General features: G+C 66.1%; 15 protein-coding genes. 9 read left to right on the top strand and 6 right to left on the bottom strand.

Going from position 1 to position 20775, the window contains the following annotated elements; translation table 11 throughout:
- Window positions 1-26: 26 nt before the first annotated feature.
- Window positions 27-683 (bottom strand): TetR/AcrR family transcriptional regulator, encoded by a 657-nt coding sequence (locus tag KO539_RS25580; protein WP_225241642.1) that lies wholly within the window; start codon window positions 681-683, stop codon window positions 27-29.
- A 361-nt stretch (window positions 684-1044) separates the two neighbouring features.
- On the opposite strand from KO539_RS25580, the gene KO539_RS25585 reads away from it, so the two are divergent.
- Together KO539_RS25585 and KO539_RS25590 are read left to right on the top strand one after the other, a co-directional pair.
- A complete protein-coding gene (locus tag KO539_RS25585; protein WP_035819631.1) occupies window positions 1045-1959 on the top strand; it encodes a triacylglycerol lipase in 915 nt (304 codons plus the stop codon).
- Between the two features lie 10 nt (window positions 1960-1969).
- Window positions 1970-2890, top strand: coding sequence for a lipase secretion chaperone (locus KO539_RS25590; RefSeq protein ID WP_219312754.1), 921 nt, complete (start codon window positions 1970-1972; stop codon window positions 2888-2890).
- Between the two features lie 3 nt (window positions 2891-2893).
- Here KO539_RS25590 and KO539_RS25595 read toward each other — a convergent pair whose 3' ends face one another.
- The 4 genes from KO539_RS25595 to KO539_RS25610 all read right to left on the bottom strand — a co-directional run bounded on the left by KO539_RS25595 (window position 2894) and on the right by KO539_RS25610 (window position 10331).
- Window positions 2894-5671 carry a winged helix-turn-helix domain-containing protein gene (locus KO539_RS25595; RefSeq protein WP_219312755.1) on the bottom strand — a complete coding sequence of 926 codons (2778 nt, stop codon included), beginning with the start codon at window positions 5669-5671 and terminating at the stop codon, window positions 2894-2896.
- A 51-nt stretch (window positions 5672-5722) separates the two neighbouring features.
- A complete protein-coding gene (locus tag KO539_RS25600; RefSeq protein ID WP_219312756.1) occupies window positions 5723-6622 on the bottom strand; it encodes an EAL domain-containing protein in 900 nt (299 codons plus the stop codon).
- A complete protein-coding gene (locus tag KO539_RS30615) occupies window positions 6622-8217 on the bottom strand; it encodes a methyl-accepting chemotaxis protein (protein WP_281431296.1) in 1596 nt (531 codons plus the stop codon). The genes KO539_RS25600 and KO539_RS30615 overlap by 1 nt, the downstream gene beginning before the upstream one ends.
- Window positions 8218-8561: 344 nt before the next feature.
- Window positions 8562-10331 (bottom strand): methyl-accepting chemotaxis protein, encoded by a 1770-nt coding sequence (locus tag KO539_RS25610; RefSeq protein ID WP_219312758.1) that lies wholly within the window; start codon window positions 10329-10331, stop codon window positions 8562-8564.
- A gap of 340 nt (window positions 10332-10671) precedes the next feature.
- On the opposite strand from KO539_RS25610, the gene KO539_RS25615 reads away from it, so the two are divergent.
- The 7 genes from KO539_RS25615 (at window position 10672) to KO539_RS25645 (ending at window position 18878) form a co-directional block, all read left to right on the top strand.
- The gene (locus KO539_RS25615) at window positions 10672-11616 is read left to right on the top strand and encodes a 5'-nucleotidase (RefSeq protein ID WP_219312760.1); all 945 of its coding nucleotides are present in this window, start codon (window positions 10672-10674) and stop codon (window positions 11614-11616) included.
- 87 nt (window positions 11617-11703) lie between these two features.
- Window positions 11704-15147 carry a transcription-repair coupling factor gene (mfd, locus tag KO539_RS25620; RefSeq protein WP_219312762.1) on the top strand — a complete coding sequence of 1148 codons (3444 nt, stop codon included), beginning with the start codon at window positions 11704-11706 and terminating at the stop codon, window positions 15145-15147.
- A gap of 55 nt (window positions 15148-15202) precedes the next feature.
- Entirely contained in the window at window positions 15203-16045 is an 843-nt protein-coding gene (serB, locus tag KO539_RS25625; protein WP_219312914.1) for a phosphoserine phosphatase SerB, read from the top strand.
- A gap of 98 nt (window positions 16046-16143) precedes the next feature.
- The gene (locus KO539_RS30620) at window positions 16144-16872 is read left to right on the top strand and encodes a nucleotidyltransferase domain-containing protein (RefSeq protein WP_219312764.1); all 729 of its coding nucleotides are present in this window, start codon (window positions 16144-16146) and stop codon (window positions 16870-16872) included.
- A complete protein-coding gene (locus KO539_RS25635) occupies window positions 16869-17780 on the top strand; it encodes a TIGR04222 domain-containing membrane protein (protein ID WP_219312766.1) in 912 nt (303 codons plus the stop codon). Before KO539_RS30620 ends, KO539_RS25635 begins: the two co-directional genes overlap by 4 nt.
- On the top strand, window positions 17764-18624 hold the full coding sequence (locus tag KO539_RS25640) for a DUF692 family multinuclear iron-containing protein (RefSeq protein ID WP_219312768.1): 861 nt from the start codon (window positions 17764-17766) through the stop codon (window positions 18622-18624). The genes KO539_RS25635 and KO539_RS25640 overlap by 17 nt, the downstream gene beginning before the upstream one ends.
- Window positions 18621-18878: a hypothetical protein gene (locus tag KO539_RS25645; RefSeq protein ID WP_219312770.1), complete on the top strand. Its 258-nt coding sequence runs from the start codon at window positions 18621-18623 to the stop codon at window positions 18876-18878. Before KO539_RS25640 ends, KO539_RS25645 begins: the two co-directional genes overlap by 4 nt.
- Window positions 18879-18885: 7 nt before the next feature.
- On the opposite strand, the gene KO539_RS25650 is transcribed toward KO539_RS25645, so the two are convergent.
- Complete coding sequence (locus tag KO539_RS25650; protein ID WP_219312772.1) at window positions 18886-20763, bottom strand: serine hydrolase; 1878 nt, start codon at window positions 20761-20763, stop codon at window positions 18886-18888.
- Window positions 20764-20775 lie beyond the last annotated feature (12 nt).

The raw sequence follows: 20775 nt of genomic DNA on the forward strand, positions 1-20775 counted from the left end.
CCGACAAGCCGCCGTTGGCGGCGTTTTTACGCCGCCTTGACCATGCTCAAATACCCGCGCACCGTACTGACGACGCTGTCGGCGAAATCGTCGACATTGACCTTCGCCGCGCGGTACTTCCAGCGTTTCACGTACCAGTCCTGGAACAGGGCCAGGCAGTGCGCGGCCAGCAAGGTGGGATCGCCCTGCGGCTTCGCTTCGATTTCGGCAATCGTGGCGGCGATCAGGGTCTGCACATACAGTTCCGAATTTTTCGCCATGCTGCGCTGCTCCACCTGCAGCACGCGCGAATCCATGAAGACAAAATAAAACCACGGCTGCAGCACTTCGGACAGGTAGATCGACGAGCGTATCATCGCTTCCAGGCGGTCCAGCGGCGACTTCACGTCCACAAACAGCAGCGGCAAGGCTTGCGTGGCGTGGCGCACCACGTCTTCGATCATTTCGGCCAGTTGGTCCTTGCTGGTGATGTAGCCATACAGGCCACCCATCGACAACCCCGTCTCGCGGCACAAATCGCGCAAGCTCATGGCGCGGAAGCCCACGTCATTGGCCAGGCGGAAGGTGGCGACGAAGATGCGTTCAAGATTTTCCAGCGCCGGCTTGCGGCGTTTGACGCCGATACGTTCCGCGTGGCGGTCAAGAATATATTCCCAGATGTTTTCGCCATTTAAAGGCGTCATCTGCTGAAACTGTTCAAAATTAAAATGGGTCGACAAGTGCATTCCCAAGTAACGGTGGAGGAGCGATATCCATGCCATGCCGGTACGCGGCATGGCAAGACGGCGGGACGGCGGATGCCGGGCCGATTATAGCTCAGGAAAACAACTATTTGACTTTTCAACTATGCAATGGGCACATCAGCAACGCCAAATTCCCACAGTTATTGCGCTGCATCATGCAATTCAAATGCAATTTACATCGAGCGGTGCTACATTCAAAAAACCGAGCGCTCGCTATTTTTAATGCATCGAGAATGTAAGGAGTGCACGGTTCACCGCTACAGCATCGACATTTCCATATTATTCAAATAACGGAGACAAAATGAAGACTCGCTTTTGGCAATTGCTATCCACCCTGCTGTTTTCCCTCGCCATCCTGCCCGGCAGCGCCAGCGCCGCCGGCTACACGCAAACCAAGTACCCGATCGTGCTCGTGCACGGCCTGTTCGGCTTTGACAAGCTCGGTCCCGTCGAATATTTTTATGGCGTTCCCGCCGCCCTGCGCAGCGGGGGCGCGCAAGTGTATGTGACCACCGTGTCGGGCGCCAACAGCACCGAAGTGCGCGGCGAGCAGCTGCTGTCGCAGGTGCGGCAAATCCTCGCCGCCACCGGCGCGGCCAAGGTCAATCTGATCGGCCATAGCCACGGCGGCCCCACGGCCCGCTATGTCGCCTCCGTGCGCCCCGACCTGGTGGCGTCCGTTACCAGCGTGGCCGGCGTCAACAAGGGTTCCAAGGTGGCCGATATCCTCAGCGGCGCCATTCCCAACACCAGCAACGCGTTGGGCAATGCGCTCGCCTCACTGATCGGCATTTTGTCGGGCAACAAGGGCTTGCCGCAAAACGCGGGCGCCTCGCTGGCGTCGCTGTCCACGGCCGGCTCGCTCGCGTTCAATAGCCGCCACCCGCAAGGCGTGCCCACCTCCGCCTGCGGCGAAGGCGCCTACCAGGTGCAAGGCGTGCACTACTTTTCGTGGAGCGGCGCGCAACCGTACACGAACGTGCTCGACGTGGGCGACCCGGCACTGGCCGCCATCAGCCTGGCCTTCGGCGGCGTCAAGAACGATGGCCTGGTGAGCAGCTGCTCCAGCCACCTGGGCAAGGTGATCCGCGACGACTACGCCATGAACCACCTCGATGAAGTCAACCAGTTCGTCGGCATCGTCAACCTGTTCGAGACGAGCCCCGTCACGGTCTTCCGCCAGCAAGCGAACCGCCTGCAAGGCCTGGGACTGTAAGGAGAAACGCATGCACGCGAAATGGATCTTCGGCGGCAGCCTGGCGGCGCTGGCCCTGTACCTGGCGCTGCGCCCCGGTGAACCACCCGCCCCGCCGCCGGAAAAGGCGGAACCGGACCTGTTCGCGTTCGTGCGCTCGATGGAAGGCACGCGGCCCGACGGCAACGTGACGGTGGCCGCCGGCGACAAGCTGGTGGTCGACGCGGAACTGGCCCACCTGTTCGACTACTATCTGGCGGGCCTCGGCGAAAAGCCGCTGGCCGCCATCCGCAGCCAGATCGAGGCGGAACTCGACAAGCGCCTGGCGCCCGCGCCCGCCCGCGAAGCGAAACGCCTGCTGGGCGCGTACCTGGCCTACAAGCAGGCGCTGGCCGGCGCGGAACAGGCCTTGCCGGCGCAAGCCGATGCGGCCCTGGCGGCGCGCGCGCGCCTGCAAGCCATGCGCGCCTTGCGCGGCAATTACTTTACAGCCGAGGAAAGCGCGGGCCTGTTCGGCGCCAGCGACGCATATGACGACGACGCCGTGGCGCGCATGGCGATACTCGGCGACGCATCGCTCGACGAGGCGCAGCGCCAGGCGCAACTGGCCGCGCTGGACCAGAAAATGTCGCCCGCCCAGCGTGCCGCGCGCGATGCGCCGCTGCAGGTGGCGCAGCTGGACGCCTCCGTCAAGTCGCTGCGGGCACAGGGCAGCGGCGAGAATGAAGTCTACCGCCTGCGCGCCAGCACGTTTACGCCTGCGGCGGCGGCGCGCCTGGCGGAACTGGACCGCGAGGAATCGCAGTGGCAGCAGCGCATCATCGCGTACCAGGCTGCCAAGGCACAGCAGGCCAGCCTTCCCGGCGGCGCGCAGGATGCGGCAGCCCTGCAGCAGCTGCGCGATGCCAGTTTCACGCCGGAGGAACAGCGCCGGCTGGGCGCCTACGAATAGCGCTCAAGCCAGCTGCGCCAGCAAAGCCGCCGCCGCCATCACATCCGAAGTGTCGCGTCCCTGCCGGTAGCCCGCATGGACGGGGGCCAGCACGGCATGCGCGGCGACGGCGCGGCCTTGCGCCTGCAGCACGGCCGCCAGGCTGGTGGCGCAGCGCAACTCCCAGCCCGGCGCCTGCTGGCCCCTGGCCAGCTGCAGCGCCTCTTCCAGCTGCAGCCGCACCGCTTCCAGGCCGGCCGCATCGTCGTGCGCCAGCGCGCGCCAGCGGTGGTGCGCGTCGCGGCGCAGCACTTCCGGCGCGCTCCACGGCGCCAGGCCCATGCGCGCGCGCCGCAGCGCCTGGCTATCGGCAGCCGCGTCGTGCAGGGTGGCCATCAGATCGACCTGTATCGGCCAGCTGCGCACCGACGGCCAGGGGAACTGTGTCAGCGCCTCGCCCCCGTCAAGCAGGCGCTGGTAGGCGGCGCCCCAGGCGCGCCAGTACAGCAAGCCATAGCGGGCCGCGTGCTCGCACAGCAGGCAAATCCACGCATGCGCCAGTTCCCGCTGTCCGCACCACAGGGCGACGGGAATGGCATTGATGGCCAGCGCCACGCACAGCGTGACGCCATTGTGCTCGAAGCCCACCGTCACCGCCTCGCGCGCCAGGGCCAGCGCGTCGTCGGGACGGCCCTGCATCCACAGGCAGCGCGCCAGCGTGCCGCGCAGGCACACCTGGTGGTCGGCCAGCAAGGCATTGTTGAAACCAAGCTGCAGCGCGCCCTCGGGATGGGCGAGCACCATGCGCGCCAGCGCCGCCGACTGCGCGTAGCGTCCCTGCACATACTCGCCCACGGAACGCATGCGCGCCAGCACCAGGCGCATCGCCGTGTCGTCGCGCGTGTCGCACAGGATGGCCAGCTCGGTGACGTAACTGTCGGCGCGCTGGAAGTCGGCCAGCTTCAGACTGCAGATCCACATGCCGCAAATTGCTTCGGCACGGCGGCTGCCATCGTCCGTGCGCATGGCCAGCGCATAGCCGCGCTGGAACGACCGCAGCATGGTGCCGGTGATGCCCTGCGTATGCAGCAGCAGGTGCGCCTGCGAGGCATGCAGCTGCATCTCGCTGTCTGGGTCGTCCACGGCATGCGCAGCCATGCGCTCGAGCGCCCGCTCGACGCGCACGCGGTATTCATCCATCAGCGACAGCTGATAGAACAGGGTTTGCGCGGCCAGGGTCAGCGCCACGCCCAGCGCCACGTCGCCCTCCTCGCCGAAGGCCCAGTCGATGGCGGCGCGCAGGTCGTCGACATGGCGGCCGTAGCGCGCGCTCCAGTGCGCCGGCGCCATGCTTGCCCAGTCGGCGGCGATGCGCCCGGCCAGGCCCAGGCAATGGCGCGCATGGCGCAGCAGCACGGCGCCCGCATCCCCGCCCGCCGCAAGCTGCGCGCCAGCATACGCGCGCGTGGTGTCGAGCAGCCGGTAATACACATGCTGGCGGCAAAACTCGATGCTGACGAGGGACTTGGCGGCCAGGTCCGCCAGCGTGTCGAACACGTCGCAGCCCGCCACGGCGCTGGCCGACTCGAGGCGGAAGCGGCTCTTGAACACACTCAGCGCCTGCAGCACCTGGCGCTCTTGCGCGTCGAGCAGGCCATAGCTCCAGTCCAGGGTGGCGCGCAAGGTCTGGTGGCGCAAGGGCATGTTGCGCGCGCCGCGCGTGAGCAGGCGAAAGCGGTCGTCGAGCTGGCGGCGCAATTCGTGCAGGCCGAAATGGCCGATGCGCCCGGCCGCCAGCTCCAGCGCCAGCGGGATGCCGTCGAGGCGCCGGCAAATGTCCACCACCACGGGCACGTCGGCGTCGGCCAGCACGAAGGCATCGTCGACGGCCGCGCAGCGTTCGCAAAACAGCTGCACCGCGGCGAAATGCCGGAGCGCCGCCGCATCGGGCGCGGCGTCGGCCGGCGGCAATTCCAGCGCGGGCAGGCGCTGCAGCTGTTCGCTGCTGAGGCGTAGCGGCTCGCGGCTGGTGGCCAGCAGGTGCAGCAACGGCGCGCCCTTGAGCAAGGCGTCGGCCAGCGTGGCGGCCGCGCCGATCACGTGTTCACAGTTATCGAGCACGAGCAGCATGTGGCGCGGGCGCAGATAGGCCAGCAGGACCGGCATGGCGTCGCCGGCCGGCACCGCCACGCCCAGCGCCGTGGCCAGCGCCAGCGGCACCAGGCGATCCTCGTCCAGCGGCGACAGGTCGACGAAACACACGCCGTCGGCATAGCGGCGCAGCACGCGCGTGGCCAGGCCGACGGCCAGCGTGGTCTTGCCGATCCCGCCCGGACCGGCAATGCACAACAGGCGCAATTGCAGCAGCTGGTTGGCCATCGTTTGCAGCACCTCGGCGCGGCCCAGCATGCGCGTCAGCATGACGGGCAGGTTGTGCCGTGGCTCGGCGCCCGCCGCACCGGACACCGGACGGCCCGTGTGCGCCAGCGGCGCCAGGAAGCCGTAGCCCCGACCGGGGATGGTGGTGATGTAGCGCTGGCCGTCGCGGCCATCGCCGAGCGCCTTGCGCAGCGCCGCCAGATGCACGCGCAAGGTCGCGTCGTCGACCACGGCATTGGGCCAGACGATGGCCACCAGTTCATGCTTGTCGACGATGTCGCCGGCGCGCTCCAGCAGGGCCAGCAGCAAGTCCATGGCCCTGCTGCCCAGGCGCAGCGCGCGGTCGCCCTCGAACAGCAGGCGCTCCAGCGGCAAAAGGCGAAACGGGCCAAAGACATAGGCCGGGACGGGACTGTTTATCATTCTTGCGTGGGGGGGTAGGTGTTAAAGCACGCGGCTTGCAGTGGCCATATTCTACTGAGCATCCGCGCCATGCCGCATGGCGCCATGTTTCGGCACTGTTACAAGGCCGGCGGACAGCAGCGCGGCCACCTCGTCCGCGGGCGCCGGGCGGTGCAGATAAAAGCCCTGCACCTGCGGGCAGCCCAGCCTCCGCAGCTGCGCCAATTGCTCACCGTTTTCCACGCCTTCGGCCAGCGCCTGCAAGCCCAGGCCGCGCGCCAGCGCCAGGGTCGAGGCGACGATGACGGCGTCGCGGCCACTGCTGCCATTGCTGCCCAGGTCGTGGATGAAGGAACGGTCGATCTTGATGGTATGAATCGGCAGCAGCCTGACATGGCTCAAGCCCGAATGGCCGGTGCCGTAATCATCGAGCGAAATGGCCAGCCCCAGCGCGCGCAGGCGGCGCAAGCCCTGCGCCGCCTGCGCCATGTCGTCGATGCAGCAGCTTTCCGTCACTTCCAGCTCCAGCAGGCAGGCGGGAATGGCGTGGCGCCGCAGGCAGCCCAACACGAAATCGGGTAACTGCGCCGGCAACTGCGGCTGGCACAGCTGGCGCGCCGAGATATTCACCGCGACCGGCACCAAAGGCAGGCCCTGCGCGCGCCACTGCGCCAGCTGGCGGCAGGCCGCGTCAATGCCCCAGTTGCCCAGCGCGGTGATGGCGCCAGTCTGCTCGGCCAGGCCGATGAATTCGTTCGGATAGACCAGGCCGTGGCGCGGATGGTTCCAGCGCAGCAGCGCTTCGAGGCCGACCAGACGCAATTGCGCCGTATCGAACTTGCCCTGGTAGTGAAAGCAGAATTCGCCGCCGGCGATGGCGCTGTCCAGGCGCCGCTGCAACTCCCGGCTGCGCGCCGGCGCCCGGCACAGCCGCGCCAGCGCGACCTGCCAGAACCTTGCCAGGCGCGCCACTAGGCCGGCAGGCGCGGCACGGCAGACGCAGGGCGGCCCGCCAGAACCGCCGGCCCCTGGCGCAGGCGAAACACGCTGACCACCTGCAGCAGCTTCGCCGCCTCGCCTTCCAGCGATTGCGATGCGGCCGCCGCCTCTTCTACCAGGGCGGCGTTCTGCTGCGTCACTTCGTCCATCTGCAGCACCGCCTGGCTGACCTGGCCGATGCCCGTGCTTTGCTCGGCGCTGGCGGCCGTGATGTCGGCCACCATCTGGCTCACGCGCCCCACGGCCGCCACCACGTCCTGCATCGTGGCGCCGGCCTTCGCCACGAGGGCCGCACCGGCGTCCACCTGCTGCGTGGAAGTGGCGATCAGGGCGCGGATATCGCGCGCCGCCGCCGCGCTGCGCTGCGCCAGGTTGCGCACTTCCGTGGCCACGACGGCAAAGCCGCGCCCCTGCTCGCCGGCGCGCGCCGCCTCGACGGCCGCGTTCAGGGCCAGGATATTCGTCTGGAAGGCCAGCATGTCGATCACGCCGATGATGTCGGCGATCTGCGCCGACGACGCGCTGATGGCGTCCATGGTGTGAATGACCTGGCCCACGGCTTGCCCGCCGGCGCCGGCGATGCTGGCCGCCTCGACGGCCAGCACGCTGGCATGGCGCGCATTGTCCGCGTTCTGCTGCACCGTCGAACTGAGTTCCTCCATGGCCGACGCCGTCTGTTCCAGCGAGCTGGCCTGCTCCTCGGTGCGCGACGACAGGTCGATATTGCCGGCCGCGATCTGCGACGAGGCCGTGGCGATGGTGTCGGTGCCGCCGCGCACCTGCTGCACGATGTCGAGCAGGTTGCCGTTCATGATGCACAGCGCGTCGAGCAGCTTGCCTGTTTCATCGCCGGCGTGGCGGCCGAAGGTCGATGTCAGGTCGCCGGCGGCCACGGTCTGCGCCACGCTCAAGGCATGGCGCAGCGGATCGACGATGCTGCGTGTGACCAGCCAGGCGGTGACGAGCGAAAAGAGCACGACCAGCGCGCTCAGTGCCAGCATCATGTTGCGCGCCGTGACGTATTCGTGGTGCACCTGGGCGCCCGCCTCCTCCATCAGCTCATGCTGGTGCGCGATGAGGCTTTCCAGCGCCGCCATGTAGCGCAGCTGCTCGCCGCGCACCGTGCCGAGCAGCAAAGTCGTCGCTTCGTCGCGCGCACCCTCTTCCAGCAGGGCCAGCACCTTGTCGCGCCCGGCATTGAACGCGGCGCGCGCCTGCGTCACGGCCGCCATCTGCTGGCGGCCCTGCGGCGACAGCACCACCTTGTCCAGCTGCGCCAGGCCCTTTTCCGTTTCGCCGCCCGCCCTGGCGATGGTGGCACGTTCCTGCGCCAGCTGCCGCGGCTCCGTCATCAGGAGCAGGTTGCGCGAGGAGCGCGCGATGATGTTGACATTCTTGATGATGTCGTTGGCCAGCACGGTTTTCGGATATTTGTCGTCGATCACGTCGCGCATGCGCAGTTCCAGGCTGGACAGGCGCAGCATGCCCAGCATGGCGGTCGCCAGCAGTAGCAAGGTCAACAACGCAAAGGAGCAGCGCAGGCGCGTGCCGATTTTCATATTTGCCATCTTTATTCGCATCCTTCAGTGTGGTGCATCGGTCATCGCGCCGGGCTCGCATGCAAGGCTGACGGCAATGGCTGCCGCCTGCCAGGTATGGCTGGACGCAGCAGGCGGAGGGGTCAGCCGGGATGTGGCCGAGGCGGGAACAAGGGTGGTACGGCAGGCAGTGTGAGTTACCTCACAAGCAATGTCGCGTTAAGTTTTGCAAAGATTTGCTTAGATGGCAAAACAGCTATTTTTATAACGCTGTTTTTTTAGTAAGTAGTAGCCGCAGTGCGACCCTGTGCGCGCATGCAAAAACGGCCGCACAAGGCGGCCGTCCGTTAGCGCATGCTGGCGCCGTCAATCCGTCAGAACACTTCCCACTCGTCGTCGCGCGGCGCGCTCTGGCGCTGGGACGGCACGGCGTGCAAGGCCGGGCGGCCTGCGGCGGGGCGCGATGCAGCCCCCGGCGCCGGACGCTTCAGCGCGGCGTTGGCCACCACGGCGCGCGGCGCGGCCGGCTTGGCGTTCGCGCGCGCGACGGGCGCCTGGGCGCCATCGAGCTTGAAGACGCTGACCACGTCGGCCAGCTGGCCCGATTGCTCCTGCAGCGATTCGGCAGCGGCGGCCGCCTCTTCCACCAGGGCCGCGTTTTGCTGGGTCACCTGGTCCATCTGGCCGATGGCCTGATTGATCTGGTCGATGCCCGAGCTTTGCTCCTGCGTGGCCAGGCTGATTTCCGCCATGATGTCCGTCACGCGCTGCACGCTGGAGACGATTTCGGCCATCGTGCTGCCCGCCTCGGCCACCAGCTTGCTGCCCGCATCGACTGCCACCACGGAGTCGCCGATCAGGGTCTTGATTTCCTTGGCCGCCGCCGCCGAACGTTGCGCCAGGTTGCGCACTTCCGTCGCCACGACGGCGAAACCGCGTCCCTGCTCGCCTGCGCGCGCCGCTTCCACGGCCGCATTCAAGGCCAGGATATTCGTCTGGAAGGCGATGCCGTCGATGACGGAAATGATGTCGACGATCTTGCGCGAGGAATCGTTGATGGCGTCCATGGTCTCGACCACCTTGCCCACCACGGCGCCGCCCTTGACCGCCACGCCCGAGGCGCTCAGCGCCAGCTGGTTCGCCTGCTGGGCATTGTCGGCGTTCTGCCGCACGGTCGACGTCAGTTCTTCCATCGACGACGCCGTCTCTTCCAGCGAACTGGCTTGCTCTTCCGTGCGCGAAGACAGGTCCAGGTTGCCGCTGGCAATTTCCGACGAGGCCGTGGCGATAGTTTCCGTGCCGCTGCGCACCTGACCGACGATGCTGACCAGGCTGGAATTCATGTCTTTCAGCGCCTGCAGCAGCTGCCCCGTTTCTTCCGTCGTGTGCACTTCGATCTGGCTCGTCAGGTCGCCCGAGGCCACCGTTTGCGCCACTTTCACGGCCGAATTGATTGGCTGGGTGATGGCGCGCGTGATGTAGGCGGCGCAACCGATGCCCAGCGCGGAAGCCAGCAAGCCGAGGATGACCATCAGGCTTTCCGAGCGGATCACGGCCGCGCTGCCGTCCTTGACGCTGGCATCGGCCACGCCGTTATTGAGCTTGATGATCTCGTTGAGCGTGCCTTCGGCCTTGCCGAACAGCGCGCGCGAGTCCTGGTACTGTTTGTAGAAAGTCACGAACAACTCTTTCTGCCGTGGCTCGTCGCGGTTGTCGGCCAGCTGGCGCAAGATGGCGCGCACCTTGTCGTCATCCGTCTTCCAGGCCGTCCACTCGCCCTGGAAGCGCTGCCACAGCACGGTTTCCTCGGGCGTTTGCGGCAGCGGCTCGTACAGCTTGCGGCCTGCCTCGATATTGTTCCAGGCCTTGGTGCGCAGCTGCAGCGCTTCCGCGAACTTGTCCTGTGCCTGGTAATTGTTTTCATAGATGGCGGCCGTCAGGGTGGCGGCGGCAACGGCCGTCTGCCCTTCGCTGATCATCATCAAGCCCTGGATCGACGGCAGGCGCACCACGCCGATTTCATTGACGGCGCGGCCCACGGTGGCAATGCCCGTGTAGCCGCTGATGCCCACCACCAGCAAGGCCGCCATCATCACGGCAACGAGCGTCGCCAACTTCCATTTGATCAGTAAATTCTTAAACATGGCGAGATCCTTTATAAAGTCACGAAGACTGCTGGCGAAGACGGGGCTGGCATGTTCGAGTAAAACAGCTGACACTTGTATAAAGGTGGCGGGGATGGGGCGTACGCTTCGTTACAATTGGCGAGATTTTATAATAGGAAGCATAGTGGAAAACGGGGGCGCTGGCTGTCAAATACTTGATACAAAACAAGATTTATTTCTTTACTGTGGCGTGTATTGCACAGCGGTCAAAAAAATTGACAAGGTGCCCCGCTTTGGTGCAAAAAATCCCGCTGCGCCGCTATTGGCTACGCAGTTGATAGTCGTATAAGATGAGCAACAAGCAAACAACAGGCAGACCATGGCTTATCCTATCGAACACAAACTGGTGATCGGGGTCGCTTCCAGCGCCCTGTTCGACCTGGCCGAATCGCACCAGGTCTACCTCGACAACGGTCCCGAGGAATACCGCAAGTACCAGGAAGCGCACATCGACACGGTCTTGCCGCGCGGCGTGGCCTTTCCCTTCATCCGCCGCTTCCTGAACATCAACAAGCACTATCCGCGCCAGTCGCCCGTGGAAGTGGTGCTGTTTTCGCGCAATTCGCCGGAAACGGGCTTGCGCGTGATGCACAGCATCGCCCACTACGGCCTGGACATTTCGCGCGCCGCCTTCATGACGGGCAAGTCGCCCTACCCCTACCTGCCGGCCTTCAACGCCTCGCTCTTCCTCAGCGCGAATGAAGACGACGTGCGCAGCGCCCTGGCCTGCGACTATCCGGCCGGCCTGGTGCTGCCGTCGCGCACGGAAGACGACGAGAACGACGAAGAACTGCGCGTGGCCTTCGATTTCGACGGCGTGATCGCCGACGACGAAGCGGAAACTGTCTTCAAGCGCAACAACGACGTCGATGAATTCCACGCCCATGAAACCCTGAACGTGGGCACGCCGCACCGCCCGGGACCGCTGGCCGGCCTGTTCCAGAAGCTGGCCACCATGCAGCGCCTGGAAGAAAGGGCCCAGCGGCGCGATCCCGGCTATAAAAAGATCCTGCGCATCGCCATCATCACGGCGCGCAACGCGCCTTCGCACGAGCGGGTCGTCACGACCCTGAAAAGCTGGGGCGTGGCGGCCGACGAAACGTTTTTCCTCGGCGGCATGGACAAGTCGCGCGTGCTGGCCGTGTTCAAGCCGCATATCTTCTTCGACGACCAGCTGAGCCACCTCAAATCGGCAGGCGGAACGATACCGATGGTGCACGTCCCCTTCGGGATTGCGAATATCCGCGCGGGCGATGGTCTATAATCTCGCCTGTCAGCGCCGTCACTGGCGGCGCTGCGCGCACCACAGCTGTCCCATTCAACTGCCTCTGCCACTAGTGTCATCGCCTGCATGTCCTTAGACTTAACAAAAGCCCTCCCCAAGCCCGGCAACCGCTATGCGCTGCCCGCCCTGTATGGTTCATCCGACGCCTATGCCCTGGCGCTGGCCGCACTGGAATTGAAAGCGCGGGGCCAGATGCTGGCCGTGGTGGTCGCGCAGGCCAGCGACGGCCAGCGCCTGCTCGATGAAATCCCTTGGTTTGGCGGCAAGGAACTGCGCTGCCATCTGCTGCCGGACTGGGAAACGCTGCCCTACGACGCGTTTTCGCCGCACCAGGACCTGGTCTCCGAGCGCCTGGCCACCCTGCACGAAATCCAGACGCGCCAGTGCGACGTGCTGATCGTGCCGGCCACCACGGCGCTGGTGCGCCTGGCGCCGCCGTCCTTTTTGGCCGCCTACACCTTCTTCTTCAAGAAGGGCGAAAAACTCGACGAAGCGCGCCTGAAGTCGCAGCTGACCCTGGCCGGCTACAGCCATGTATCGCAAGTGATGTCGCCCGGCGAATACTCGGTGCGCGGCGGCCTGCTCGACCTGTTCCCCATGGGTTCGGCCCTGCCCTACCGGCTCGACCTGTTCGGCGACACCATCGAAACCATCCGCACGTTCGATGCCGACACCCAGCGCTCGCTGTATCCCGTGCATGAAGTGCGGCTGCTGCCGGGGCGCGAATTTCCCATGGATGAAGCGGCGCGCACCACCTTCCGCAACCGCTGGCGCGAGCAGTTCGAAGGCGATCCATCGCGCTCGGTCGTCTACAAGGACATCAGCAGCGGCATCGCCTCGGCCGGCATCGAATATTATCTACCCCTGTTCTTCGAGCAGACGGCCACCCTGTTCGACTACCTGCCGCCCGACGCCTCGCTGGCCCTGGTGGGCGAGATCGACGCCGCCATCGGCCGCTTCTGGACCGACACCCAGTCGCGCTACCGCTTTTTAAAAGCGGACCGCGAACGGCCGATTTTGCCGCCCGATTCGCTGTTCCTGTCCGACGAGCAGTTCTTTGGCCTGGCCAAGCCGTACCCGCGCCTGGCGATTGCGAAGTCGAACGATGCGCTGGCGTCCGAACTGTCGGCGCCCGTGCCGAACATCGCCGTCAACCGCCGCGCCGACGACCCGCTGGCCAACCTGCGCAGCTACCTGCTGCAGGCGGGCCGCCGCGTGATGATCTGCGCCGAATCGAACGGCCGCCGCGAAACCTTGCAGCAGTACTTCACCGAATACGATCTGCACCTGACGCCGGTCGAAGGCAGCGACGGCTTCCTGCAGTCCGACGCCAAGCTGATGCTGGGCGTGGCGCCGCTGCATGCGGGCTTTGAATTGTTCACGCCCGAGGGCAACCTGGCCTTCATCACGGAGACGGAGCTGTATGCCGGTTCCGGCCGCCGGGTCGGCAGCAAGAAGCAGGAAGGCGTGACGCAGGTCGAATCGATGGTGCGCGACCTGTCGGAGCTGAAAATCGGCGACCCCGTCGTGCACATCAACCACGGCATCGGGCGCTACATGGGCCTGACCAGCATGGACCTGGGCGAAGGCGAAACGGAGTTCCTGCACCTCGAATACGCGAAAGACACGAAACTGTACGTGCCCGTGTCGCAGCTGCACGTCATTTCCCGCTATTCGGGCGCCTCGCCGGAAGACGCGCCGCTGCATTCGCTCGGCTCGGGCCAGTGGGAAAAAGCGAAAAAGCGCGCGGCCGAACAGGTGCGCGACACGGCCGCCGAGCTGCTCAACCTGTATGCGCGGCGCGCCCTGCGCCAGGGCCATTCGTTCGAATTCTCGTCGCACGACTACCAGCGCTTCGCCGACAGCTTCGGCTTCGACGAAACGCCGGACCAGGCCGAGGCCATCCACAACGTCATCAAGGACATGACTTCCGGCAAACCGATGGACCGCCTCGTATGCGGCGACGTCGGCTTCGGCAAGACGGAAGTGGCCTTGCGCGCAGCCTTCATCGCCGTCATGGGCGGCAAGCAGGTAGCGATACTGGCGCCCACCACCCTGCTGGCCGAGCAGCATGCGCAAACCTTTGCCGACCGCTTCGCCGACTGGCCCGTGCGCATCGCGGAATTGTCGCGCTTCCGCAGCGGCAAGGAGATCACGCAGGCGTTCAAGGGCATGGCCGACGGCACCATCGACATCGTCATCGGCACGCATAAACTGCTGTCCGACGACGTGAAGTTTACCCGCCTGGGCCTCGTCATCATCGACGAGGAACACAGGTTCGGCGTGCGCCAGAAGGAAGCGCTGAAAGCGCTGCGCGCGGAAGTGGACGTGCTGACCCTGACGGCCACGCCGATCCCGCGCACCCTGGGCATGGCCCTGGAAGGCTTGCGCGACTTTTCCATCATCGCCACGGCGCCGCAAAAGCGCCTGGCCATCAAGACGTTCGTGCGCAGCGAGGGCGAAGCCATCATCCGCGAAGCGTGCTTGCGCGAACTCAAACGCGGCGGCCAGATCTACTTCCTGCACAACGAGGTGGAAACCATCCAGAACCGTCTGGCCATGCTGACGGAACTGCTGCCCGAGGCGCGCATCGCCGTCGCGCACGGCCAGATGCACGAGCGCGACCTGGAAAAGGTCATGCGCGACTTCGTCGCCCAGCGTTTCAATATTTTGCTGTGCACGACCATCATTGAAACCGGCATCGACGTGCCGACGGCGAACACCATCATCATGCACCGCGCCGACAAGTTCGGCCTGGCGCAGCTGCACCAGTTGCGCGGCCGCGTCGGACGCTCGCATCACCAGGCTTACGCCTATTTGCTGGTGCACGACGTACAAGGCCTGACTAAACTGGCGCAGCGCCGCCTGGACGCCATCCAGCAGATGGAAGAACTGGGCAGCGGCTTTTACCTGGCCATGCACGACCTGGAAATCCGCGGCGCCGGCGAGGTGCTGGGCGAGAGCCAGTCGGGCGAGATGACGGAAATCGGCTTCCAGCTGTATTCGGACATGCTCAACGAAGCCGTACGCTCGCTGAAAGCCGGCAAGGAGCCGGACCTGGCCGCGCCGCTGGCGTCGACCACCGAGATCAACCTGCACGTGCCGGCCCTGCTGCCGGCCGACTTCTGCGGCGACGTGCACGAGCGCCTGTCGATCTACAAGCGCCTGGCCAACTGCGCTACGCAAGAGAAGATCGACGATATCCAGGAAGAGCTGATCGACCGCTTCGGCAAGCTGCCCGACGCCGTCAAGGCCCTGGTCGAAACGCACCGGCTGCGCATCGCGGCGAAAACCGTGGGCATCGTCAAGATCGACGTGCATGGCGAGGCGGCCACCCTGCAATTCATGGCCAAGCCGCCCATCGACCCGATGCGCATCATCGACCTGATCCAGAAAAACCGCCATATCAAGCTGCATGGCCAGGACAAGCTGAAAATCACGGCCGCCATGCCGGACCTGGCCGCGCGCGTGACACAGATCAAGACCACCATCAAGCAATTGACGGTGTAGACCATTTCGATACTTAATGCAGGACTGCCCCATGACCACTACCAAGAGCATCACCATGAATCTGATCCTGCAGGGCCTGGACGGCGATAGCGCACGCCTCGAACGCATCGCCGCGCTGGCCGCGCCGACGTCCATCACGCGCCTCGGCCCGAACGCCGTGCGCTGCGAACAGATCGCCTACTCGCCCGCGCTGCGCCCCACCATCGAAGTGGCGGCCCAGGCGGCGCAGCTGGACGCCACCTACATGATGGGCCAGCGCGAACTGGCCGAATTCAAGCTCGTGGCGATGGACATGGATTCGACCCTGATCACCATCGAGTGCATCGATGAAATCGCCGACATGCAGGGTCTCAAACCGCAGGTGGCGGCCATCACGGAAGCGGCCATGCGCGGCGAACTCGATTTTGCGGCCAGCCTGAAACAGCGCGTGGCCCTGCTCGAAGGCCTCGATGCGTCGGCCCTGCAGCGCGTCTACGACGAGCGTTTGAAACTGTCGCCGGGCGCGGAAACCATGCTGGCGGCCGTGCAAAAAGCCGGCCTGAAAACCCTGCTGGTGTCGGGCGGCTTTACCTTCTTCACCGAACGCCTGAAGGAACGCCTGGGCCTCGACTACACGCATGCGAACGCACTGGAAATCGTCGACGGCAAGCTGACGGGCAAAGTGTTAGGGGGTATCGTCGACGCCGAGGAAAAACAGCGCACGGTGGAGCGCGTGTGTGCGGAGCTGGGCATTTCCCCATCCGAAGCCATCGTCATGGGCGACGGCGCCAACGACTTGAAAATGATGGGCATCGCCGGCCTGTCCGTAGCCTTCCGCGCCAAACCCGTGGTGCGCTCGCAGGCCGACGTGGCGCTGAACTTCGTGGGACTCGATGGCTTGCTCAATGTATTGACCTGAGTTGACTCTCTCTGGCGGACGGTGCGCGCAGGGATGCATATTTTTGCTATATTGCAAACTTATGATCATTCCGCCAACCCACCGTGAAAGTACACCGCATGCCGCCACCGCTGCCAGAAGAGATTCAACGCCACCTGGATGTGTTTGTCGCCGCCGCGCAAAGCGCCTTTGGTGACGACCTTGCCGCCGCCGTGCTGTTTGGCTCGGCCGCCGATGGCCAGGTGCGCGCCACCTCCGACGTCAACCTGCTGTTGCTGCTCAAGCGCTTTACGCCGCAGGCGGCCGATGCGCTGCGCGGGCCCTTGCGCCTGGCGCATGCCGCCATCGATCTGCAGGTGATGTTCCTGCTCGAGAGTGAATTGACGCAGGCCGCCGACGCCTTCGCCGTCAAGTTCGCCGACATCATCGCGCGCCACAGGGTGCTGCATGGCATCGCCCCTTTCGCCAGCCTGCACACCAGCCGCGACGCCGTGCTGCGCCGGCTGCGGCAAGTGCTGCTGAACCAGCAGGTGCGCATGCGCGAACGGTATATGCTTTTGAGCCTGAATGAAGAACAGCTGGCCGGCGCCATCGCCGACGCGGCCGGCCCCCTGCGCGCGGCCGCAGCCTCGCTGGCGCAGCTGGAGGGCAAGCCTGCGCTGTCCGGCAAGCAGGCGCTCGAAGCGTTTGTCGACCAGCTGGGCGAGCCGGCCCTGCACGCCGCCTTGCAAGCCATGTCGGCGGCGCGCGAAACGGCGCGTCTGGCGCCGGGGCAGGCCCTGCCCGCCTTTACGGGCTTGATGACGATTACCGGACACTTGCGCGAGCACGCGGAGCAGATGCGGTGAACGGCCTCAATCCCTTTGACTGGAGCGGACCCTGGTTCCTGCTGGCCTATCTGATCTTCGGCGTGCTCGTGTACTACCTCGCGCGCGAGCTGCTGATACGCATGGAATTGCGCAATCCGCACGCCCAGCTGTCGCTGGCCGATGATCCCTACCGCATCGCATTCTTGCGCGGCGGTGCGCTTGAAGCCGTGAAAATCGCCGCCGTCGTGCTGGTCGACCGCGGCTTGCTGCGCGCCGATGGCCCGCTGCTGGAGACGGCCAGCGCCGACAGCCTGCGCTTTGCCCGCCATGACATCGAACGCGACGTGCTGCGGCTGTACCTGGGCCGCCAGGGTCACAGCAAGGAACTGGCCGTGCAGGCCGAGATGCTGCCGTCATGCCGCGCCTACCAGGAGACCTTGACGCAGCAGGAATTGCTGGTCGGCCCGCCGCTGCTGCGCCGGCGCGAACGCATCACCTGGGCCGCGCACTGGCTGCTGCTGACGGTGGCCGCCGTCAAGGCCGTCATTGCCATCAGCCGCCAGCATTACAACCTGCTGTTCCTGGCGGCCCTGCTGGTGATTTTTCTCCTGATGCTGCGCGGCTTGCGCACCCAGGCGACCAGCTGGAGCGCGCAGCGGCTGCTGACCGACTTGCGCATGCTGTTTGGCCGCCTGAACATGCGCTCGTCGCGCCTGAACGCAGGCAGCAGCAGCGCCGACATGGCCCTGCTGGCGGCCATCTTCGGCCTCGGCGCCCTGCCCCTGTCCGTGTACACCTACGTCGCCGAGCTGTACCCGGTGCCCCGGCCGCAGCAGGGCGGCAGCTCGACGTCGAGCGACTCGGGCGACTCCTCATCGGGCGGCGACGGCGGCGGCTCGTCGTGCGGCAGCGGCTGCGGTGGATGCGGCGGTGGCTGTGGCAGCTAGCCAGGGCACCATGCGCGACCGCGTCGGCCTGGGCTGGCGCGGCGAACTGGCTGCCGGCATCGTGTCCAACCTGGCGCAGATCGACGTGCTGGAAGTGATCGCCGACGATTATTACCGCGCCTCGCGCACCGGCATCGCGGCCCTGTGCAGCCTGGCGCGCCAGGTGCCGGTCAGCCTGCATGGCGTGGGCATGGGGCTGGCCTCGACGATTCCCGCCGACCCGCGCCGCCTGCATGCGATGGCGCGCCTGATGAAAGTAGTGCAGGCGGAATCGTGGTCCGAGCACCTGAGTTTCGTGCGCGCCGGCGGCGTGGAAATCGGCCACCTGGCGGCGCCGCCGCGCACGCCACGCAGCGCCGCCGGGGCGATCGCCAATATCGCGCTGGCCACGCGCATCGTCGGCAGCGCGCCGCTGATGGAAAACATCGCCACCCTGCTCCAGCCGCCCGCCAGCACGATGGACGAAGCCGAGTGGGTGGCGCAGATTATCCACGGCGCGCAAGTGCCGCTGCTGCTCGACCTGCACAACCTGTATGCGAATGCCGTCAATGCCGGCGAGTCGCCGCAGGAACTGCTGCTGCGCCTTCCGCTGGACAGGGTCGGCGCCGTGCACCTGAGCGGCGGCCACTGGATAGCCGCGCCGGGCGGCGGTCAGCGCCTGCTGGACGATCATCTGCACGACGTGCCGCCCGAAGTCTTCGCTTTATTGACGGTGCTGGCGCGCCAGGCGCCCCAGTCTCTGACGGTGATCGTCGAACGCGACGGCAATTACCCGTCGTTCGAGCATGTGCTGGGCCAGCTGGAGCTGGCGCGTGCGGCCTTGCGCGCGGGGCGAAACACATGAGTTCCCCCGCACTGGAAACCTACCTGGCAAAGTTGTACACGGACGACGCCCTGCGTGCCGCCTTCCTGCTCGATCCCCGTGCGCACGCTTTGCTGCAAGGCTTGTCGCCAGAGGAAGCGGAGGCGATGGCGGCGATGGACCGCGTCGGCCTGCAGATGGCGGCGGCCAGTTATCGCGCCAAGCGGTCCGCGCACGGCAGCAAGGCCAGGCCGGCGCAACGCTGGTGGCGCCGGCTGCTGCAAGCCTGGCGCTGAGCGCCCGCTACAGCTGCCACATACGCAGCGGCAGCAGTCCCCACCAGGCCAGCACCAGCAGCAGTTGCAAGGCCGCCAACAAGGCGACCCAATCCCATTTCGCCCACGAACCCGCCTCGGCCGCCGTGCCGCGGCTGCGCCAGCAGCGGGCCAGGCCGAACGCCGTCGCCAGCGGCAGCGCGCCCGTCACCAGCGCCAGCAGCACGCTGGCGATGGTGACGTCACCCAGGCGCAGGTAGGACTGGAAATAGAAGAACGGCAGCGGCAAGAGCAGCGCCAGCATAGCCAACAGAGGCGCGAACAGATGGTCGTCCCGCTCCAGGCTGCGCAGCGCCGCGCGCCACACGCCCACCACCAGCACGTACAGCAAGCCGGCAACGCCCAGCGCCAGGCTGCCCCACAGCACCAGCATGCGCAGCATCGACGCGCGCTCGTAGCTGCGCAAGCCGTCGCTGAGCACATGCTTGCCATCCTCCTGCATCAGCACGTGCGACGGCGTGCTGCGGTCGCTGGCGCGGAACAGCAGGCCTCCCACCGGTTCCAGTTCCTTTGGCTCGCCCTGGAACGGGATCAGGAACAGCGATTCGCCATCCCATTTCAGGCGCGTAAAGCCGAAGACGGCGTCGACCCAGGCCATGCTGGCCATGGGACTGGGCGACGGCACGTAGACGCCCTGCCAGTTTTCCACCGTGGGCGCGGGCGTGCCGCGCGGGGCCGGCGCGCGCAGCGGCAGTTCCAGGTCGCGCAGCAGCAGGCGGTTGAAGCGTTCATAGTCGGCTTGCTCGGCATCCGTATTGAAAGCGACGAAAAAGGCGCTGTCCTGCTCCGGATAGAGGCACAGCATGGCGCGGAAACCCACGGCCGTGCCAGGGTGGCAGGCGCCCACCACGTTGTGGCGGTCGCGCACGGCCAGCGCCAGGCCGTGGCCCGTTGCCAGGCCCGCCTGCGCCGCATCCGTGTCGGCCGGTTCGGACAAGGCACCCATCAGCGCCAGGTCGATGAAGCGCTTGCCCTGCAGCTTGCCGTCGCCCATCAGGAATTGCCCCAGCTTGGCCATGTCGGCCGCCGTGGTGGTAAATTGCGCGGCCGGACGCAGGTATTGCGGCACGGCCGGCTGCGCCACGCCATGCTCGAAGTGGCCCATGGCCAGGCGCGGGTCCGCATGCGCTCCCGCCTGAGCGCTCATTTGCGTAACATAGGCAAACGTGCTGTCCGCCATGCCCAGCGGCAGCAGCAGCTGCGCATCGAGGTAGCGTTCATACGGCTGGCCCGTGACCTTCTCGATCACCATGCCCAGCAAGCCATAGCCCATGTTCGAATACGCATAGCGGCTGCCGGGACGGGCGCGCACGCGCAGCAGATTGCGGTCGCCGTCAAAGGCGGCAGCCAGCGGCGCATCCGGCGCCGGGTTCAGGCTGAACGCCTGCCAGAAGCGCACGTTATCGAGGCCGGACGTATGCGCCAGCAGGTGGCGGATGCGCACGGGGTCGCTGGCCTGCCACGGGTTTTTCAGCGCCAGTTCCGGCAGCACTTGCTGCAAGGGCGTGTCGAGCGTGAGCCGGTCTTCGCTGACCAGGCGCAAGACACCCAGCGCCAGCGCCACCTTGCCCACGGAGCCCACTTGTACGCGCGTGTCCGCCTGCATGGACATGTGCTTGGCGGCATCGCGCAGGCCGGACGCACCGACTTTGACTGTTCCGTTAGGCAATACTTCACTCCAGACGGCACCCGTCAGGCCCTCGTCCTTCAAGCCGGCGGCAAACTCCGCGTCCAGGGGAGCGGCGGCGGTGTGGGCTGCGGTGGCGCACAGCAGCAAGGCCGGCAAAGCCTGGCGCAGCCATGACCTGGCGCGCGCGGCCAGGGTGCGATAGCGATCTCGTTTCAACAATGTATTCTG

Origin of the sequence: Janthinobacterium sp. NKUCC06_STL (genome assembly GCF_019345455.1) — a bacterium.
Classification (GTDB): domain Bacteria; phylum Pseudomonadota; class Gammaproteobacteria; order Burkholderiales; family Burkholderiaceae_D; genus Janthinobacterium; species Janthinobacterium rivuli.